At 40.7% G+C, this 15,715-nt stretch carries 14 protein-coding genes and 1 pseudogene; 2 read left to right on the forward strand and 13 right to left on the reverse strand.

The annotated features are described in order from the left end of the window. Positions 1 to 238: 238 nt before the first annotated feature. From BO222_RS06190 to parE, 11 genes and pseudogenes are all read right to left on the reverse strand, one after another. Positions 239 to 1,294, reverse strand: coding sequence for an aromatic acid exporter family protein (locus BO222_RS06190; protein WP_158024565.1), 1,056 nt, complete (start codon positions 1,292 to 1,294; stop codon positions 239 to 241). A 172-nt stretch (positions 1,295 to 1,466) separates the two neighbouring features. After that, on the reverse strand, positions 1,467 to 2,528 hold the full coding sequence (locus BO222_RS06195; RefSeq protein WP_075819346.1) for a PTS transporter subunit IIC: 1,062 nt from the start codon (positions 2,526 to 2,528) through the stop codon (positions 1,467 to 1,469). 336 nt (positions 2,529 to 2,864) lie between these two features. Next, positions 2,865 to 3,800, reverse strand: a complete 936-nt coding sequence (locus BO222_RS06200; protein WP_075819347.1) for a PPK2 family polyphosphate kinase — start codon at positions 3,798 to 3,800, stop codon at positions 2,865 to 2,867. Positions 3,801 to 3,969: 169 nt separating this feature from the next. Further along, positions 3,970 to 4,752: a biosynthetic peptidoglycan transglycosylase gene (locus tag BO222_RS06205; protein ID WP_075819348.1), complete on the reverse strand. Its 783-nt coding sequence runs from the start codon at positions 4,750 to 4,752 to the stop codon at positions 3,970 to 3,972. A 16-nt stretch (positions 4,753 to 4,768) separates the two neighbouring features. Continuing rightward, complete coding sequence (locus tag BO222_RS13685; RefSeq protein ID WP_158024566.1) at positions 4,769 to 4,906, reverse strand: hypothetical protein; 138 nt, start codon at positions 4,904 to 4,906, stop codon at positions 4,769 to 4,771. Between the two features lie 136 nt (positions 4,907 to 5,042). Continuing rightward, a complete protein-coding gene (locus BO222_RS06215) occupies positions 5,043 to 5,261 on the reverse strand; it encodes a YneF family protein (RefSeq protein WP_075819352.1) in 219 nt (72 codons plus the stop codon). Positions 5,262 to 5,571: 310 nt separating this feature from the next. After that, entirely contained in the window at positions 5,572 to 6,213 is a 642-nt protein-coding gene (locus BO222_RS06220) for an alpha/beta fold hydrolase (RefSeq protein WP_075819354.1), read from the reverse strand. 41 nt (positions 6,214 to 6,254) lie between these two features. Further along, complete coding sequence (locus tag BO222_RS06225) at positions 6,255 to 7,160, reverse strand: DMT family transporter (RefSeq protein ID WP_075819356.1); 906 nt, start codon at positions 7,158 to 7,160, stop codon at positions 6,255 to 6,257. Continuing rightward, complete coding sequence (locus BO222_RS06230; RefSeq protein ID WP_332888866.1) at positions 7,150 to 8,754, reverse strand: DNA gyrase subunit A; 1,605 nt, start codon at positions 8,752 to 8,754, stop codon at positions 7,150 to 7,152. Before BO222_RS06230 ends, BO222_RS06225 begins: the two co-directional genes overlap by 11 nt. A 654-nt stretch (positions 8,755 to 9,408) precedes the next feature. Beyond that, a pseudogene (locus BO222_RS06235) lies at positions 9,409 to 10,359 on the reverse strand (DNA gyrase subunit A); the annotation flags it as partial. A gap of 40 nt (positions 10,360 to 10,399) precedes the next feature. After that, positions 10,400 to 12,340 carry a DNA topoisomerase IV subunit B gene (gene parE / locus BO222_RS06240; RefSeq protein ID WP_075819360.1) on the reverse strand — a complete coding sequence of 647 codons (1,941 nt, stop codon included), beginning with the start codon at positions 12,338 to 12,340 and terminating at the stop codon, positions 10,400 to 10,402. Between the two features lie 479 nt (positions 12,341 to 12,819). Here parE and plsY point away from each other — a divergent pair, with 479 nt between their 5' ends. Next, complete coding sequence (gene plsY / locus BO222_RS06245; RefSeq protein ID WP_075819370.1) at positions 12,820 to 13,452, forward strand: glycerol-3-phosphate 1-O-acyltransferase PlsY; 633 nt, start codon at positions 12,820 to 12,822, stop codon at positions 13,450 to 13,452. A gap of 327 nt (positions 13,453 to 13,779) precedes the next feature. Then, on the forward strand, positions 13,780 to 14,244 hold the full coding sequence (locus BO222_RS06250) for a competence protein ComK (protein WP_075819362.1): 465 nt from the start codon (positions 13,780 to 13,782) through the stop codon (positions 14,242 to 14,244). Positions 14,245 to 14,364: 120 nt separating this feature from the next. Here the strand turns inward: BO222_RS06250 and BO222_RS06255 are convergent, their stop codons facing one another. Further along, positions 14,365 to 14,772: a RidA family protein gene (locus BO222_RS06255; protein ID WP_075819364.1), complete on the reverse strand. Its 408-nt coding sequence runs from the start codon at positions 14,770 to 14,772 to the stop codon at positions 14,365 to 14,367. 411 nt (positions 14,773 to 15,183) lie between these two features. Continuing rightward, the gene (locus BO222_RS06265; protein ID WP_158024567.1) at positions 15,184 to 15,480 is read right to left on the reverse strand and encodes a zinc ribbon domain-containing protein; all 297 of its coding nucleotides are present in this window, start codon (positions 15,478 to 15,480) and stop codon (positions 15,184 to 15,186) included. Between the last annotated feature and the right edge of the window lie 235 nt (positions 15,481 to 15,715).

Here is a 15,715-nt window from a genome sequence, read left to right on the forward strand (position 1 = left end):
GCAGGATTGCGTTTGATTTTAGCCATGATTTCATTTCCTCTTTTCTTAATAAAAGCACAAATCGCAAAAAAAATCTGTGCAGGCCGAGCCGTACGCTCTCGACTTACACAGATAAAATTACACTCTCAGTCATGATGAAGATTCTGCATTTTTTCCGTTTGATTTGATATTCAGATTCTTCTGAATTTGCTGTTGCTCTTATCTCAATGCGATTTTCTCTTGAATCTTTTGCTCTGATTTACTGATTTCTATCCACTTTTTCTTTCAATCTCTCATCTCTCATTCCTCTTTGAACATCTGACCAGTAAGCTTTTTTCTGATCATTACTCAACCCTTTTATAAATTGCTCTTTAAGGGTGATGAATTCCTGCAATGTAAGCAGGACATGATATAAGACGGATCGATTCTCGAATTCTTCTCTGCTTTTTGGCAGATCTTCTGTTTTCAGATTGGCAAGCAGTCTTTTGAGCTCTTTTTCCTGCTGAATTGGAAAGTGAGTCTCAAATATAAAAGAAACAAGATAGCGAATATATTCTGCAATGGTTTTAGTCTGTCTGGGCTGATTGGAAAAATGAAGCATAGCCCACTCCAGATTTTGCAGAACCTGAACCTGCTTGAGCCGCATCCCAAAATATGATTTGTAATAATCTGAATGTTTGGACCATGAATTTTCATCAAATTCCATGGCCAGTTTGGCATCGGCCTGCAGCTGCTTTTCATAATTCTTTAACGAAGGAAGCGGACGTTTTCCTGACTCAAGCTGATCCGCCAGAACTGAAAGCCAGTTTGCCAGAGCTTCTTCATCTTTTTGAATTCTTCGATTCATTTCCTTTCGGACCGCTTTTTCCGAATAGACGTGGTTAAAAACCAATGCACAGATCACTCCAATCAGCACTAACAAAAATTCATTGATAATCATTTCCACTGTAAAGCTGCCTGAAGCAACAAAGTGCGAACAGATGACTCCATTGACAGCCACGACCGAGCGGATACGTAAAAGATCACAGAACAGATAGATAAACATAATTGCCAGACCAAAACACACAATTGGCCATGGAATAATCTTGGCCAAAAGAAAGGTGACTCCTACCGTAAAGAAATAGGTGACTAACCGCCATAAGCTTGTTCGTAAGGAATCCCATTTACTCGTTAACAGGGTAATCAGTGCAATCGATCCAGCCGAATAGATATTCAGAAGGCCAATTTCCCAGGCAATACCAACCGCACTGATTACACCCATACCCAATTTGAGCATATTCAGGATAATCTGTTGTGTTTGTAAAGATACATTCATACTCATTATTCTAAAATTAACAAAATCAACTGTCATCCTGATGACTATTATGCTTGATCGAATCCGATATGATGTTGTTTTTTCAAACCGTATCCTTTCTATATAAAACGCATAAAAGTCAGAATGAGAACGTAAATTCTCTTTCTGACTTTTGACAAAGGTATATTTTTTATCAGATATCAAGTTTCAGATCACTGTCTTTATAAAGCCCAGCCTTCTTACAGATCCACGAAAACAACAGAGTCAGCAGTGCAGGAAGAATGAACGTAACAGCAATAAGTCCAAACCAGTCCATGAAAGTAATGGAACTCATAGTTCCAGCAGCAATATTATTAACCCAGCCGGTATAGACTCCGATTGGACCGACCAGACCACAGGTTCCCATACCGCTTGATACCGCAGGTCCATCCATTGTTAATCCAAACAGGCAGGTTGCAATTGGACCACTGACTGCGCTGGCAAGAATAGTTGGCAGCCAGACAGCCGGTTTTTGAACGATGTTTCCCATCTGAAGCATGGATGTTCCCAGTCCTTGTCCAATTAATCCGCCCCAGCCATTGACTTTAAAGCTCTGAACCGCAAAACCAACCATCTGAGCGCAGCATCCAGCAACGGCTGCCCCGCCTGCTAAACCGGTCAGGTTGAGCGCTGCACAGATTGCGGCAGAAGAAATTGGAAGTGTTAAGAAGATTCCAACGAGGACGGATACGACAACTCCCATTAATAAAGGCTGAAGCTCTGTGGCCCACATAATGGCAGATCCTAAAGAAGAGGCTGCTGTTCCAATCGCTGGTGCAAACCATAAAGACAAAAGGCTTCCAATCATGATGGTCACAAAAGGAGTGACCAGAATATCCAATCTTGTTTCTTTGGAAACCAACTTTCCACATTCACTTGCGACAACCGCAACAACATATACCGCGAGTGGACCACCTGCTCCTCCTAAAGAGTCAGCCGCAAAACCCACGGCAAGCAGTGAAAACAGGACCAGATTTGGTGCATGCAAAGCAGCTCCAATAGCGGCTGCCATAGCCGGTCCTTTCACTGAAGAGGCAAAACCTCCGATCTGTTCAAGCAATTCAATATGGAATTGCTGACCCATGGTAGAAAGAATCGTCCCCATAAGCAAAGAAGCAAAAAGCCCCTGAGCCATTGCTGATAATGCTTCGATAAAGTAGCGGTTTGCGGAAAAGACAATATCTTTCTTTTCGAGAAAATTCTTAAACTGATTCATAACCATTCCCTTTCTTGAATCCATAGCTTGCAGTAAAGTATATCGAGTTTTATTCAAAATATGGTAAAGAATGGAAAATTTATGAGAACTATTGAATCTGTTTCTGAAATTGAAAGTTATCCGCTTCCAAAAAAGAAAAATCTATCAGAGCCATATAAATCTTACTGATAGATTTTTTTACTTCTTAATTTTTTATTGATCAATGAAGTGGAACGAAGCAAGGCCGCTTTCTATCCTTAAAAGATCCGCTGGAACTCCCTTTCTGATCCAATAATCAATTCCATCTTTTAAAGTTTTGCTACTTATAGATGCGGTCCTACATTTATCGACATAGTCCTACTTTTTTGAGACTTCACGACTGGCGGCTTCATCTTCTGCATTAGAAGCCTGAAATCCATCCGGTCCGCTGATGGTCTTTTCGTTTTCAAGAGCTTCTTTATATTCCTGAAGTTTTGCTTTTTTATCGGCGGATAACACCGGATACTGAGGATCCATATCTTCCATCACCGAAAGAATCACTTCAGAAACCAGATAACGTGCAAACCATTTCTGATCAGCTGGAATGACATACCATGGATTCTTCTTTGTTGCTGTATTGTTAATAGCCGATTCGTAGGCTTCCGTATATTCTTTCCACAGGCCTCGTTCAGCGATATCCCCTTCAGAAAACTTCCAGTTCTTCTCTGGTTCGTTAATTCTCTCAAGGAATCTCTCCTTTTGTTCCTTAGCGGAAACATTCAGGAAAATTTTGATGATTCTGTATCCGTTGGAGTAAAGATAATTTTCGTAATCATGAATCTGATCATATCGCTTTTCGATAATACTATCCTTCTTCATTCGATCCGGTACGTTATAGCTTTTCCATAATTCACGAACCTTAACAATCAGCACATCCTCATAGTAAGAACGATTGAAGATCGCAATCTTTCCGCGAATAGGAATGGCCCGATTAAAGCGCCATAAAAAATCGTGTGCGAGTTCTTCATGTGTTGGTGATTTAAAGCTGTAAACATCTACGCCCTGTGGATTAATGCCGCTCATCACATGTTTGATTGTTCCATCTTTACCTGCTGCATCTCGAGCCTGAATAATAATGATCAGGCCTTCTTTCTGATCTGCATACAATTTATCCTGCAGCTGCTGAATCTGTATCTGGTTACTGGCCGTTCTGGCTTCAATCGTTTCTCGATCCAGACCTAATTTCTTGCCGCTCGTCGGTGTCTTCGAAAGATTCAGCTTATCTGAACCATCGTATCTGTAATTTTCAATCATAAATATTCTCCAAGTTCATTTTGGAAATACTGACCATTCAAAATACCCAAAAATGGATTCAGTTCATTTTCCCATAACATTTGATTACAAATCTAAATCAAATTATAAGCTTCAATCCCCTTTCATCTATAAGCAACGCCCATCCGTATCGTATTCATTCTTTCTGTCTTCAAAAAGAAAAAACCGATTCATTTAATTGAATCGGTATATAAGCTGTACCAGTCAGCCATTGACCATAGGCGATGTAATGGATCGGCTCGGCATAGATCTGATCTGCCTGTTCCTGAGTAACCATATGATGTCTGACCATCGCATCCAGAACCACCTTCTGCTTGTTTTTGGCAGCCGCAAAATTCGTACTCAGGGCAAAATTAGTTGGTGATTGCGGGATTCCGGCAAGCAAAGAAGACTCGGCTTCATTGAGCTGTAAAGGTGTGCAGGCGAAATAGCCAGCACTTGCCTGACCAATTCCGTTGTAATTATCTCCATAGTTAATGATGTTCAGATAAACCGCAAGAATCTCATCTTTTGAAAAATTCTTATCAAGCTCAAGAGCCAGTAGCATTTCTGTTCCCTTCCAGGCAATTCCTCCATCAAATTTCCCATAGAGATTCTTGATGACCTGCTGGGTTATAGTACTTCCGCCAGATTTATCAAAAATAGGAATAACCTGAGAAATACCTGCTCGAACCAGTCCGATCAAATCCAGTCCATCATGCTCATAATAGCGGGCATCCTCCAGGGCGACAGTCGCTTCTTTGAGAAACTGCGGAATCTGATCACCGGGTACAAAATCCGGACGATGCTGTACTTCGGTAAACAAAGTATTTAAGTCTTTCGAAGCCGTCAGTTCCTGTACCTGTTGTTTGGAATAAAAGTAATAGAACGCTCCTGCAGCGAACATAAAAATCAGAGCGCTCAGCAGGATAAATCGAAAAAATTTCTTGATCATTTTATTCTCCTGTCTGTTATCGGTAACCGGGCAGGGTTGTTTTGTGCGATAAGGATGTCGTCGTCTTTTTTCGGGTCCCAAATATCAAGGGCAGACTGACTAATCCAAGGATGATTATTACTGCAATTCGCACAATCAGTTTCAATGTCATCATGAATTTTCTCCTCTTTTTTAAGCTGATTTTACTTAAGTTTTTCATGATTTCATCATACCGAAAGATTTTTAAGTTATTGTGACATATCTGAAAGAATTCCCTGACGATTTTGCAACAAAAAAAGAGGCGATAGCCTCTACTTTTGAGAATTAACTGATTTCATGATCTGGCGAATCTGGGCTTCAGAAGGTTTTCTGCCCATTTGAAGGAACATGGCACGGATCATTTTTTCATTGATCGGTGGATTTTCCTTAATCTGTTTTTCGAAGTTTTTCTTAGTGAAATAGAAAGTAATGGCTGCACCAATCAAACCTCCAACAAGTGCATACATAACTGATTGCCAAAAATAATCCATAATGTGTGACCCCATTTCTCGAGCTGAATAAATTTCATTATCTTTTAAACATTTGAAAATATTCAGGCAAACACAAGACTTAATGCTGGAAGAAAATCAAAATAGCAATATAACGATATATCTGTATTTAACCTGACAATTACAGCTCTCCCGCTCTATTTTACCGGGTAATTGAATCAATGGAAAGCAGGACAACGATAAAAGTACTCATCCGATTCATTACAAATTCTGAATCATTTCTCGTCCCTAAGCTCATGGTAAACTGAGCACACATTTATATTCTTTGTTCAGTAAAACATGAAAAGATGATTCAAAAACCTTTTAGCTTATCCTGTCCTAAAAAAGCGTTGATTAATTCAGCCGTCTTTTGAGGATTGTCTTTATTCACTTCATGAGAAGCAAAAGAAATCTCGGAAAATTTTGAATTCGGGATTTCTTTGCTGATACGCAGGCAGGAAGAATAATTCGCTTTGTCCTTGCTGCCGCAAAGAACCAGAGTTGGACATCCGATCTCTTTGAGCTGATCTGAATAATCAAGATCCATCATGGATTGACAAAGAGAAATCATCTCTTTTTTGGTCATTTTGATCTTCGAAAAAGATTTAGACGGCATCAGATGATAAACCATATTCTGAAATTTCAGAAGTTTTTTAGGCATTTGATATGGAGCAGCGATAATAATCAGCGAGTCTACCTGGCCTGGATGTCTGTTTGCATACTCTAACGCCAAAACAGCTCCTAAAGAAAGTCCCACCAGAATAATAGGCTGATCAAATTTTGAGCAGTAGAATTCAAAACTCTGAGCCAATGTTTCGAAACTTAGCTTTTGCTTATCAACTAAAGAAAAGAGATCAGGACAAATAACCTCATTAGATTCATCAAGCTGCTCGATCACCTGTTTCCAATCGTTTGGTGTCTGGCCCAGACCATGAACAATCACGACTTTTTTCATTCTGACTCTCCCTGTTTTAATTTATTCAAGTTCAAACTGAATTATTCTTTTTCAGTCTGCGTCTCGGGACTATATGTTTCGTCAATCCGAATTTTATTTAGAAAGAATCCTTTTGATTCGACCATCAATATCGAGATAAAGATCAGAATCCCTCCAAAAATCATGATTGGACTTTTCGGTTCATGCAAAATCAGTCCACTGAATATATTAGCCCATAGGCATTCAGTTCCAAGCAGAATGGATGCTGCTGAAGCACTTGTATATTTCTGAGCTGTTGTCTGAAGCAGATAACAGACAAAAGTCGCCAGAACAATGGAATAAAGTATGCTTAGAACAGCTATACTGTTCAATGATCCTGGCCATCTGGCGAAAAGCCCAAAAGGAATGGAGCATAAGGCGGCAGAAGTCAGCTGGATCGCATTAACATTCATTACATTCAGATTCTGAACCTTCTCTAAGCTCACAATCTGTAGAGCGAAAAAGAAAGCACAGATTAAAGACAGGATTTCACCTTTTCCAAAATAGAATTCTCCATTCGAAAGCGAAAGACATCCAATCCCTGCAAGACAGATCACTCCTGCAAAGCAAATTAGACGATCAGGCCGTTTTTTATAGATGATCCAGACAATGTATGGAACCAGTATGACATTGACTGATGTTAAGAATGCATTCATCCCTGGTCCTGCATCCTCCATACCAAACGTCTGAAAGGCAAAGGCCAGATAGAGAAAGATTCCCGAGACCAGCCCAGTTCTTATTTCAGCTTTTGTTATGGCCATTTTCTTCATGAGAATTGGGATCCATGCTAAAAGCGCAGCTCCAATAAACCGGCAGACGAGCATGGAGAATGGAGAAAAGCTTTCCAAAGCCAGGTCTGTAGCGATAAAGCCGCCTCCCCAGATCAGGGCGACCAATAAGCAGAGAAGGTTGGCGATTCTAGCGGACATCAGTACCCTCATCAAACAGCGTTGGCTGCTTTTTTTCTTCGCTCCAATATCCATCATGCAGATAACCAAGAGGTCGAACGAGAGCTGGGATCTGTCCTTCACTTTCAATCTGCTCTTTGAATGGATGTGAATAGCTTTGTGAAGCATTCATGATCCGAATGTCACTGCCCTTGCATTCCTGAACTTTTCCAAGTAATAGTTCAAATTTTGTATGATGTGAGCATGGCCAGGCATCACAGATATGAACTGGATTGTTTTTCGAATTTTTAAATAACAACTGCCCCTTGGCTGGACGGGTTAAAGAAGGAATTTCCTCAGTTAACACTCTCTTCATTCCTCCATTATCCATTTCAAGCAGCAGGTAAGCTTCATCATCCTTTTCCATAATGGCGGCATGATCCCCTTCTGAAAGTTTGAGTCCTCGAACCCCTTTGGACTTTCCAGAAGAAGACGGAATCTGATCCACTCGATAGCGTACACCATAACCGTTTTCCGTTCCCAGAATGATCTGATCATCCGCATTTTCAGCAAGCTGAACCGAAATGATTTCATCATCTGAAGCTACATTCATTAAAGTCGCCGGGCGAACTCCTTTTTGTACAGGAAGATCTTCAGATACCAGGCGTTTAATCAGACCATATTTTGTCAGAAAGATAAAATGAAGATTTTCCGGAGCTTTAGAGTACAGCCAGCCAAAGAGGATCTTATCTGTACTGTCAGTTTTTACAAAACCGGATAAATGTGTCCCAATCTCTTTCCATTTTGCTTCAGGCAGAGTGTAAACAGGAATGTTAGCCATCTTACCTTTCGAAGTGATCACAATCAGATTATCAAGAGTTGATGCTTCGCCATAAGCGACCAGGCGGTCACCCTCTTTGAGACCAGTAAAACTTCCGTTATTGCTTCCGGATGAATAGGAGCGCATGGAAACCCTTTTAAGGTATCCATCTCTTGAAAGAGTAACCATAACCTGTTCCTTGGCAATCATTGCCTTCTGGTCTATCACGATTTCTTCAAGTTCCTCCACCAGAACGCTTCTTCTTGGTGTTGGGAACTCTTCTTTCATGTCGCTGAGTTCTTCAATCATTAAGGCATGACGTTTATTCTTATTTTCAATGATTCCCTTAAGAACCTTCATTTCTTTCTGAAGCGTTTTTGCTTCTTTTTCCAGTTCTTTTATATCTGTGTTGGACAGGCGATACAATTGCAGCATGACAATTGCTTCTGCCTGTTCCTCCGTAAAAGAAAAACGGTCAATCAAATTCTTTTTCGAATCCGACTTATTTTTAGAAGCTCGAATGAGCGCAATGATTTCATCGAGGATGGATACGGCTCGAATCAATCCTTCTACAATATGAGCTCTGGCTGCTTTTCTTGCATAGTCAAACTGGCTTCTGCGTAAGACCACTTCTTCGCGATGGTCAATAAAAGCATCCAGAATTTCAAGCAGACCAAGCTGTTTTGGTGCCTTATTAACGATTGCAACTACGTTATAGTTGTAAGAAACCTGTAAATCAGTATTTTTAAAGAGCTGTTGCTTCTTATGACAAATCTCTGTCTTGCCGACAGGAACAGATTTCCTGAGAACATCGATCTCATGAAATCAACAGAGATAATCAGACTGATAAGGATCGAAACAGTTTTCCATTCGATCAACTTCTAAGATAAATTGAATCATACGCGAACCATTACACTTCCATTCGCTGATCTTTCTGTTCTATACCTTTCGGTTTTCTGTTCATTCTCAATATCTTAATCCTGATTTATGTTTCAGGAATTGATGAAACCTGATTTTTGTCATAATGAAGCTTGTTCACATGGACTCGCTATTTTCCATGCAGTTCGCTGATGAACTTCTTGCACTTTCATGCAAGCACAGACTATATCTTCTCCGTTGGCTTAATCCAGTACGGCGAAACCACTTCGGACCGCTTGATCCTACTCCCCTCACGAGGGATAGTCGTTGAACCTTCTCCTGTTCGGAGCTTGGCTGCTGATTGCCCATTTCTCAACACTTAGGATTTAACCATATGCCATCGAATTCATTTTTTCTGCTTTCGCCACGTTCACACTGATCTGTCTTTCAAGATGATGTTGTCGTTGAATTCGCTTTAGGGTTTTCCAGCAATTCAGTTTCTTTGTTGAGATGCAGGAGTTTTTGCGCATCTTCTAAGCACAGGTTTCCCTATGCTCTTACAGTCCTAAGATAAGAATTATCAAACGTATGATATGGGCTCTTATCTTCTCTATAATCGCGAATCGCATTTGCATTCGCCTCTTTTTTTATATCTACAACAATTCGAAGACCATTTCGGTCTGATTCATCACGGACATCCAGAATACCATCCACCTTCTGATCAAAACGAATATCATCCATTCGCTTGACCAGATTACTTTTTACAACTTCATAAGGAATTTCTGTAATCACAATCTGCTGGATTGTTTTTTTATCTTCTATTTCTGTTTTTGACCGCACCATAACCCGGCCTTTGCCGCTCGTAAACGCCTGACGGATTCCATCTGCACCCATGACGATGCCCCCAGTAGGAAAATCGGGGCCTTTAATGATTTTCATCATTTCATCGAGTGAACAATCCGGATTTGAAATCCGATAAATTGTTCCATCAATGACTTCATTCAGATTATGAGGCGGAATATTTGTCGCATAACCAGCCGCAATCCCTGTAATTCCATTGACGAGCAGGTTTGGATATCGGGCTGGAAAGACTGTTGGTTCCATCTTTTCATCCGAAAAGTTTGGAGACCATTCTACAGTTTTCTTATCAATATCTTCCATCAGAAAATTGGAAATTCTCGATAATCTGGCTTCGGTATAGCGCATGGCAGCTGCAGGATCATCATCAATTGAACCATTGTTTCCCTGCATATCAATTAAGGGCCAGCGAATCTTCCAGTCCTGAGAAAGACGGACCAGTGCATCATAAACAGAAGTATCACCATGAGGATGATAGTTACCGATGACATTTCCGACCGTTTTGGCGGATTTTCTGTAGGGATGATTGAATGTATTCCCATCTTCAAGCATTGCCCACAAAATACGCCGCTGTACTGGTTTTAAACCATCACGGGCATCCGGCAAAGCCCGTTCCTGAATAATATATTTTGAATATCTCGAAAATCGGTCCGCCAGTATATCTTCGAGAGGTCTTTCGACCACCTCAGGCTGACGTTCGAACATCGCATCCTTTGCGGATGGAGATCCTGTGCTTTTCTTTTTTCTAGGCATGAACTACTTCCTTTGCAAAATCATCTTCAAGGGTAAATACGACATTTTCTTCAATCCAGTTTCGCCGCATTTCCGCTTTATCTCCCATCAGTTCACTGACACGTTTTTCAGCCAGACGGGCATCCTCCAGACGAACCCGCAGCAGCGTTCGAGTCTCAGGATTCATCGTCGTATCCCAAAGCTGAGAAGCATTCATTTCTCCAAGTCCCTTATAACGATTGACAGTATATCCGCTCTTGAGTTGCTTTTTCTTCTCTTCGAGTTCCTCGTTTGAAAACAGATAATACTCTTCACCCTTTTTCGCAATTCGAAACAGAGGCGGTAAAGCGATATAGAGCATGCCTGCTTCGATTAACGGACGCATGAATCGATAAAAGAAAGTCAGCAGAAGGTTTTGAATATGTGCCCCATCATCATCCGCATCGGTCATAATAATTACTTTGTAATAATTGGAATCTTCTGCGCTGAAACTGCTGCCAACTCCAGCACCCAGCGTATGAATAATGGTCGATAATTCCTCATTTTTCTCAACAGCGGATAAAGCCGCCCGTTCCGTATTCAGAACCTTTCCCCGTAAAGGCAAAATGGCCTGATATTTGGAATCACGTCCCTGTTTGGCAGAACCTCCTGCCGAATCTCCTTCGACTAAATACAACTCTTTTTTCGAAGCATCCTTACTTTGAGCATGGACCAGCTTGCCGCTGATTAATCGTTCTGCCCGGCTTTTTCCTTTGCCCTTTCGGATTTCTTCCCGTGCTTTTCTGGCTGCTGCTCTTGCCTGAGAAGCGCGAACAGCCTTTCGAACCAGGCTGTCCGCGACAACCCGGTTTTCCTCAAGAAAATATTTCAGATTTTCGCTGATGACGGCATCAACAGCACTTTTTGCTTCAGGCGAGCCTAGTTTCTCCTTGGTCTGTCCTTCAAACTGTAAAAGAGCTTCAGGGATAGTGATATGAAGCACTGCGGACAATCCTTCACGAATATCCGCCCCTTCAAGCGATTTATCCTTTTCCTTAAGCAGACCATTCCTTCTGGCATAATCATTGAACGTTTTCGTAAAGGCCTGTTTGAGACCTGTTTCATGCGTTCCGCCATCTTTTGTTCTGACCATATTGGCAAAGGAATAAATATTTTCCTGATAATTATCACAATATTGAAAAGCTGCCTGAATCTTCATCGAGGAAGATTCCCCCTCAAAGGAAATCACAGGCGTTAAGGGCGTATGATCTTCGTTTACTTCTTCAATGAATGCCTTTAAACCATCTTCATACTGGTATTTCGCTTCCCGCTTATTTTTTCTTTCGTCACGAACGATGATTTTCAGACCTTTGAGCAAGAAGGCATCTTCCTGAGCTCTTTCACAAATAAGAGAATAGGAGAAACGGTTTTCTTTGAATATATCCGGATTTGGAAGAAAGGTGACCTTGCTTCCTGTTTTTGATGTAGTGCCAATTTTCTTTAATTTTCCTACTTTTCTTCCCCCATCAGAAAAATCCATTTCCCAGCTGTTTTTTCCATCATTGACCTGGACTTTGACAAAATCGGAAAGAGCATTCACGACTGAAGCTCCAACACCATGTAACCCACCCGATGCTTTATATCCGCCTGAGCCAAACTTTCCGCCCGCATGAAGTACGGTAAAAATCACTTCCAGCGCACTTTTTCCCGAAGGATGCTTTCCTACTGGCATTCCCCGTCCAAAGTCCTGAACACTTACCGAACCATCACCATGAAGAGTAATGATAATTTCATTTCCAAATCCATTAAGAGCTTCATCGATTGCATTATCGAGAACTTCCCATACCAGATGATGAAGTCCCCTTTTATCCGTTGAACCGATATACATTCCTGGCCGTTTTCGAACGGCATCAAGACCTTCAAGAATGACAATATCTGAGGCTCCGTAATTCGACTGCGTTTTTTCTTCTGCCATCCAATCACCATCCTTTTCTAATTTGTATTACAAATATTAGATCATTACCTGCACAAGCACTGATTGTAAGTTTCTGAAGAACGAATTACAAGGCAAAGCAGGCCAGCCTTTAAAGACCAATACCATCAAAAATCCGTTTCTGGTATCCTTTCTCATCCTAAACAGAAGTCAGTTTTTTTCAGAAGACTTTTTTTGTCCAATTGGTAATGCTTTCTGCATCTGAGAATTTTAGTGAAATGTCAAAAGAATCTTCTGTTTTTGAATGATTTATCCATTTCGAAAACTAAAGTTTGTCATTTTCATTCAAAAAACGACCATAAACGCATTATATACGCATTTTTAGCTTTAAGATACCTATTTATTGCATGTTGTACAATTGTGAAAATGTTGATCTTTTCAGCCTGAATCGTGAATTAAAAAAGCGTGATAAACTGATGATGAATTTATTATTTCCTGCTTGGAAGAATCGAGGTTTATTTATGAATACAAATCTAATTTTAATGACTCTGCTGTGTATTGTCGGCGGTTATCTGATCGGCAGCATTCCTTTTGCCTTAGTCATTGGTAAAGTGTTTTATAAGACAGACTTAAGGCAACATGGTTCAGGAAATCCTGGAGGAACAAACGCCGGACGAGTTCTTGGAAAGAAGGCCGGCATTGCGGTTATCGTTTTAGATGTTCTGAAAGTGGTATTAGCCATCGGGCTTTCTTCTTTAGTCTCAGGCCCTGCTGCCTTACTTTCGGGTCTGGCTTGCTGCATTGGTCACTGTTATCCAGTCTTTGCCCATTTTAAAGGCGGAAAAGCAGTAGCGACGATGTTTGGCTTTCTGCTTGGCATCTCGATCTTTGTCTTTGCAAATGCTTTCTATTTTCTCTGCCCGCTCATTATGTTCTTCTTGATGCTTTACCTTTATAAATGGGTTTCTCTGGCATCTATTGCAGCAGCAGTTTCTTCTTCATTGCTGATTATGGCGATGAACTGGAGTATGAGCATTGAAAGCGTCCTGTTAATTTGCGGAAGCTGGCTTCTGACTCTGTTAGTCATCTATCGTCATTCTCTGAACATTGAAAAAATACGAAATGGCAAGGAAAGTAAAATTTCCTGGATGTAAATCTGATCCGGGTCTTTAATTGATCCAGTCATTAAAGCTGCAATTGGATCCAGGATTGAGACAACGATCAAGTCAACAGGATTCATTCCATCAATACATAAAACCGAATCCTGAATTCGGATTCTAAATCAGCTGAAATTGAAAATTTTCTTTCGATTTCAGCTTTTTTGTTTTTTTGTTTTTGCTGTTTTCATCATTTCCCTCATTTTATTTGTCTGCTGCTCAACCATGTACCTGATTGTATTTTTCAAAAATCCGGTTTATCCATAAAGTCACTGGTTTTTCACACTCTTTTGTTAAGATCAGGACGAAAAGAGGGATGTTTTCATGTTCAACTATTGTCAGTATGATCCAGAAACCCAAACAATCTGTCTGATCAGTGATCAAAAAGAAAACCGGATTTCTGCCAATTCCATGGAAGAATGGCTCAATGATTTATGTCTGTATGCCGGCAGTTCACTTAAAGGAAGAAGAGAGTCATTTATTTCTCTGGTGAATCGAAAAAAATATATTCCAGTTCTGATCAGTTTAGATCCTCTGTTTGTTCTTTTGCCAATTGATGCAAAAAAGGACAGGCAGGCCATCTATCTGAACTATTCTTCAATTGCCAACGTCAGGATCAAAACGATCCTTGAATATGGCATACCAGTCAAAGTCAGTGAAATTCATTTTCATGATGGTCAGCAGCTCGATATTTATCCAAGCAGCAGGGCTGAATCCCTGCTTGATGAAACCGCTCTATATTTGCGGCTGCTCAAAAACAATCTTTTCGATCTTTCTGAAACGCTCTAATCCACTAATCCTCTGAGTCTTCATGAAGATTGATTTCTCATTGAGTGCTCCTGTCGAATATCCTTGAAATTATTCTGACAGACCAAAACAAAAAAGCTGTCATTGACAGCTTTACAGCGACTAATTATCGCAGTCTTCACAATAGGCTTCATTCATGCTGCGTTCATGGCGAAGTGTATTTACACCCATGCCTTCAATGCAGACCATGGAATCCTGATCAAGAGCAACCACCTCTACAAATGTTGCCGCTGGATAAGGGGCCTCTACAAAATTGGAAAATACATCAAGAAACTGATTCTGCATTGAAATATCCGTCAGATAAACCGTAAATTTCAGTACATGGTCAAAACGCAGATTAAACTCATGAAGACAATCGCGAACATTGTAACAGGCCATGACTGCCTGATCATGAAAAGTATGTCCTTTTCCTAACTGTCCTGAAAAGTAAAAGAAATCACCAAGCTGAACAATACTTGATACACAGCTCATTCCTGGCTGGCGGTCTCCTGTTTTTAATAGAGTATTCACATTCTCCTGCTCGCATTTATCTGATATTTTCTATTGTTCACGTTAGAAAATACTAGATAATGTTTTATTCCCCTTTCGTGCGAGAGGCAACGACGAACTCCGGTCTGCCAGATCAGAAGATCCGGAACCGGGGGTATAGTTCTCCAGGGGCTTAAATCCCCGCACGGCCTGCGGTACATATCAAATCCATTGCTCTGTCTTCTATGGATGGATTTGATTTTTTCTTTTACAGACTCATTTTGATCTTTGCGAGCTTTTCCTTTCTTTGTTGATTTGATCTGCTCTGAAGATATTCGAAAGATTGGTTTTTTCTTCTTGTCTTCAGATACTGCATCTTGGCGTCAATATAAATGGCCTTATTGTCTGTAAAAGAGGACAAAAAACGAAACATTAAAGCAAAAAAGCGAAACATTAAAACATAGTGGTTTGAAGATCAAGCACAGTATAAGCGGCAGTATCCCGAAGATTATGAGCTGCATTGAGGTCACGGTCTTCGGTATATCCGCAATCTGGGCAGACGAAAGTCCGATCGGAAAGCTTCAGATCCTTATGGACATTTCCGCATTGATGGCATGTCTTACTGGAAGGGTAACGGCGGTCGGCCAAACGAAACTCGATCCCTCGTTTGGCACACTGGAACTGGAAGTCTATTCTAAAGGCGTACCACTGCATCTGGGAAATGGCATGAGCAAATTTTCGGTTCTTCATCTCTCTGGTCTGAATGCTCAGATCTATCCGAGATTGACCAAAATCACATTCATTGACCAGCATTCAAATTAATAATATCAAATAATATCCGGCTAATTGCAGTCTGAATGTTCGTAGTCAATAAAAAAGTTAACAATTTGGGTGATTTATAAGTTAACAGTTTGGGTGATCAAAATGGGGGCTGAAAGGCTCAGGAACAGACATAAGATAGAGTAGCCAATGTCTGTTTCTGAGC

Source organism: Ileibacterium valens, from assembly GCF_001945525.1.
Lineage (GTDB): Bacteria > Bacillota_I > Bacilli_A > Erysipelotrichales > Erysipelotrichaceae > Ileibacterium > Ileibacterium valens.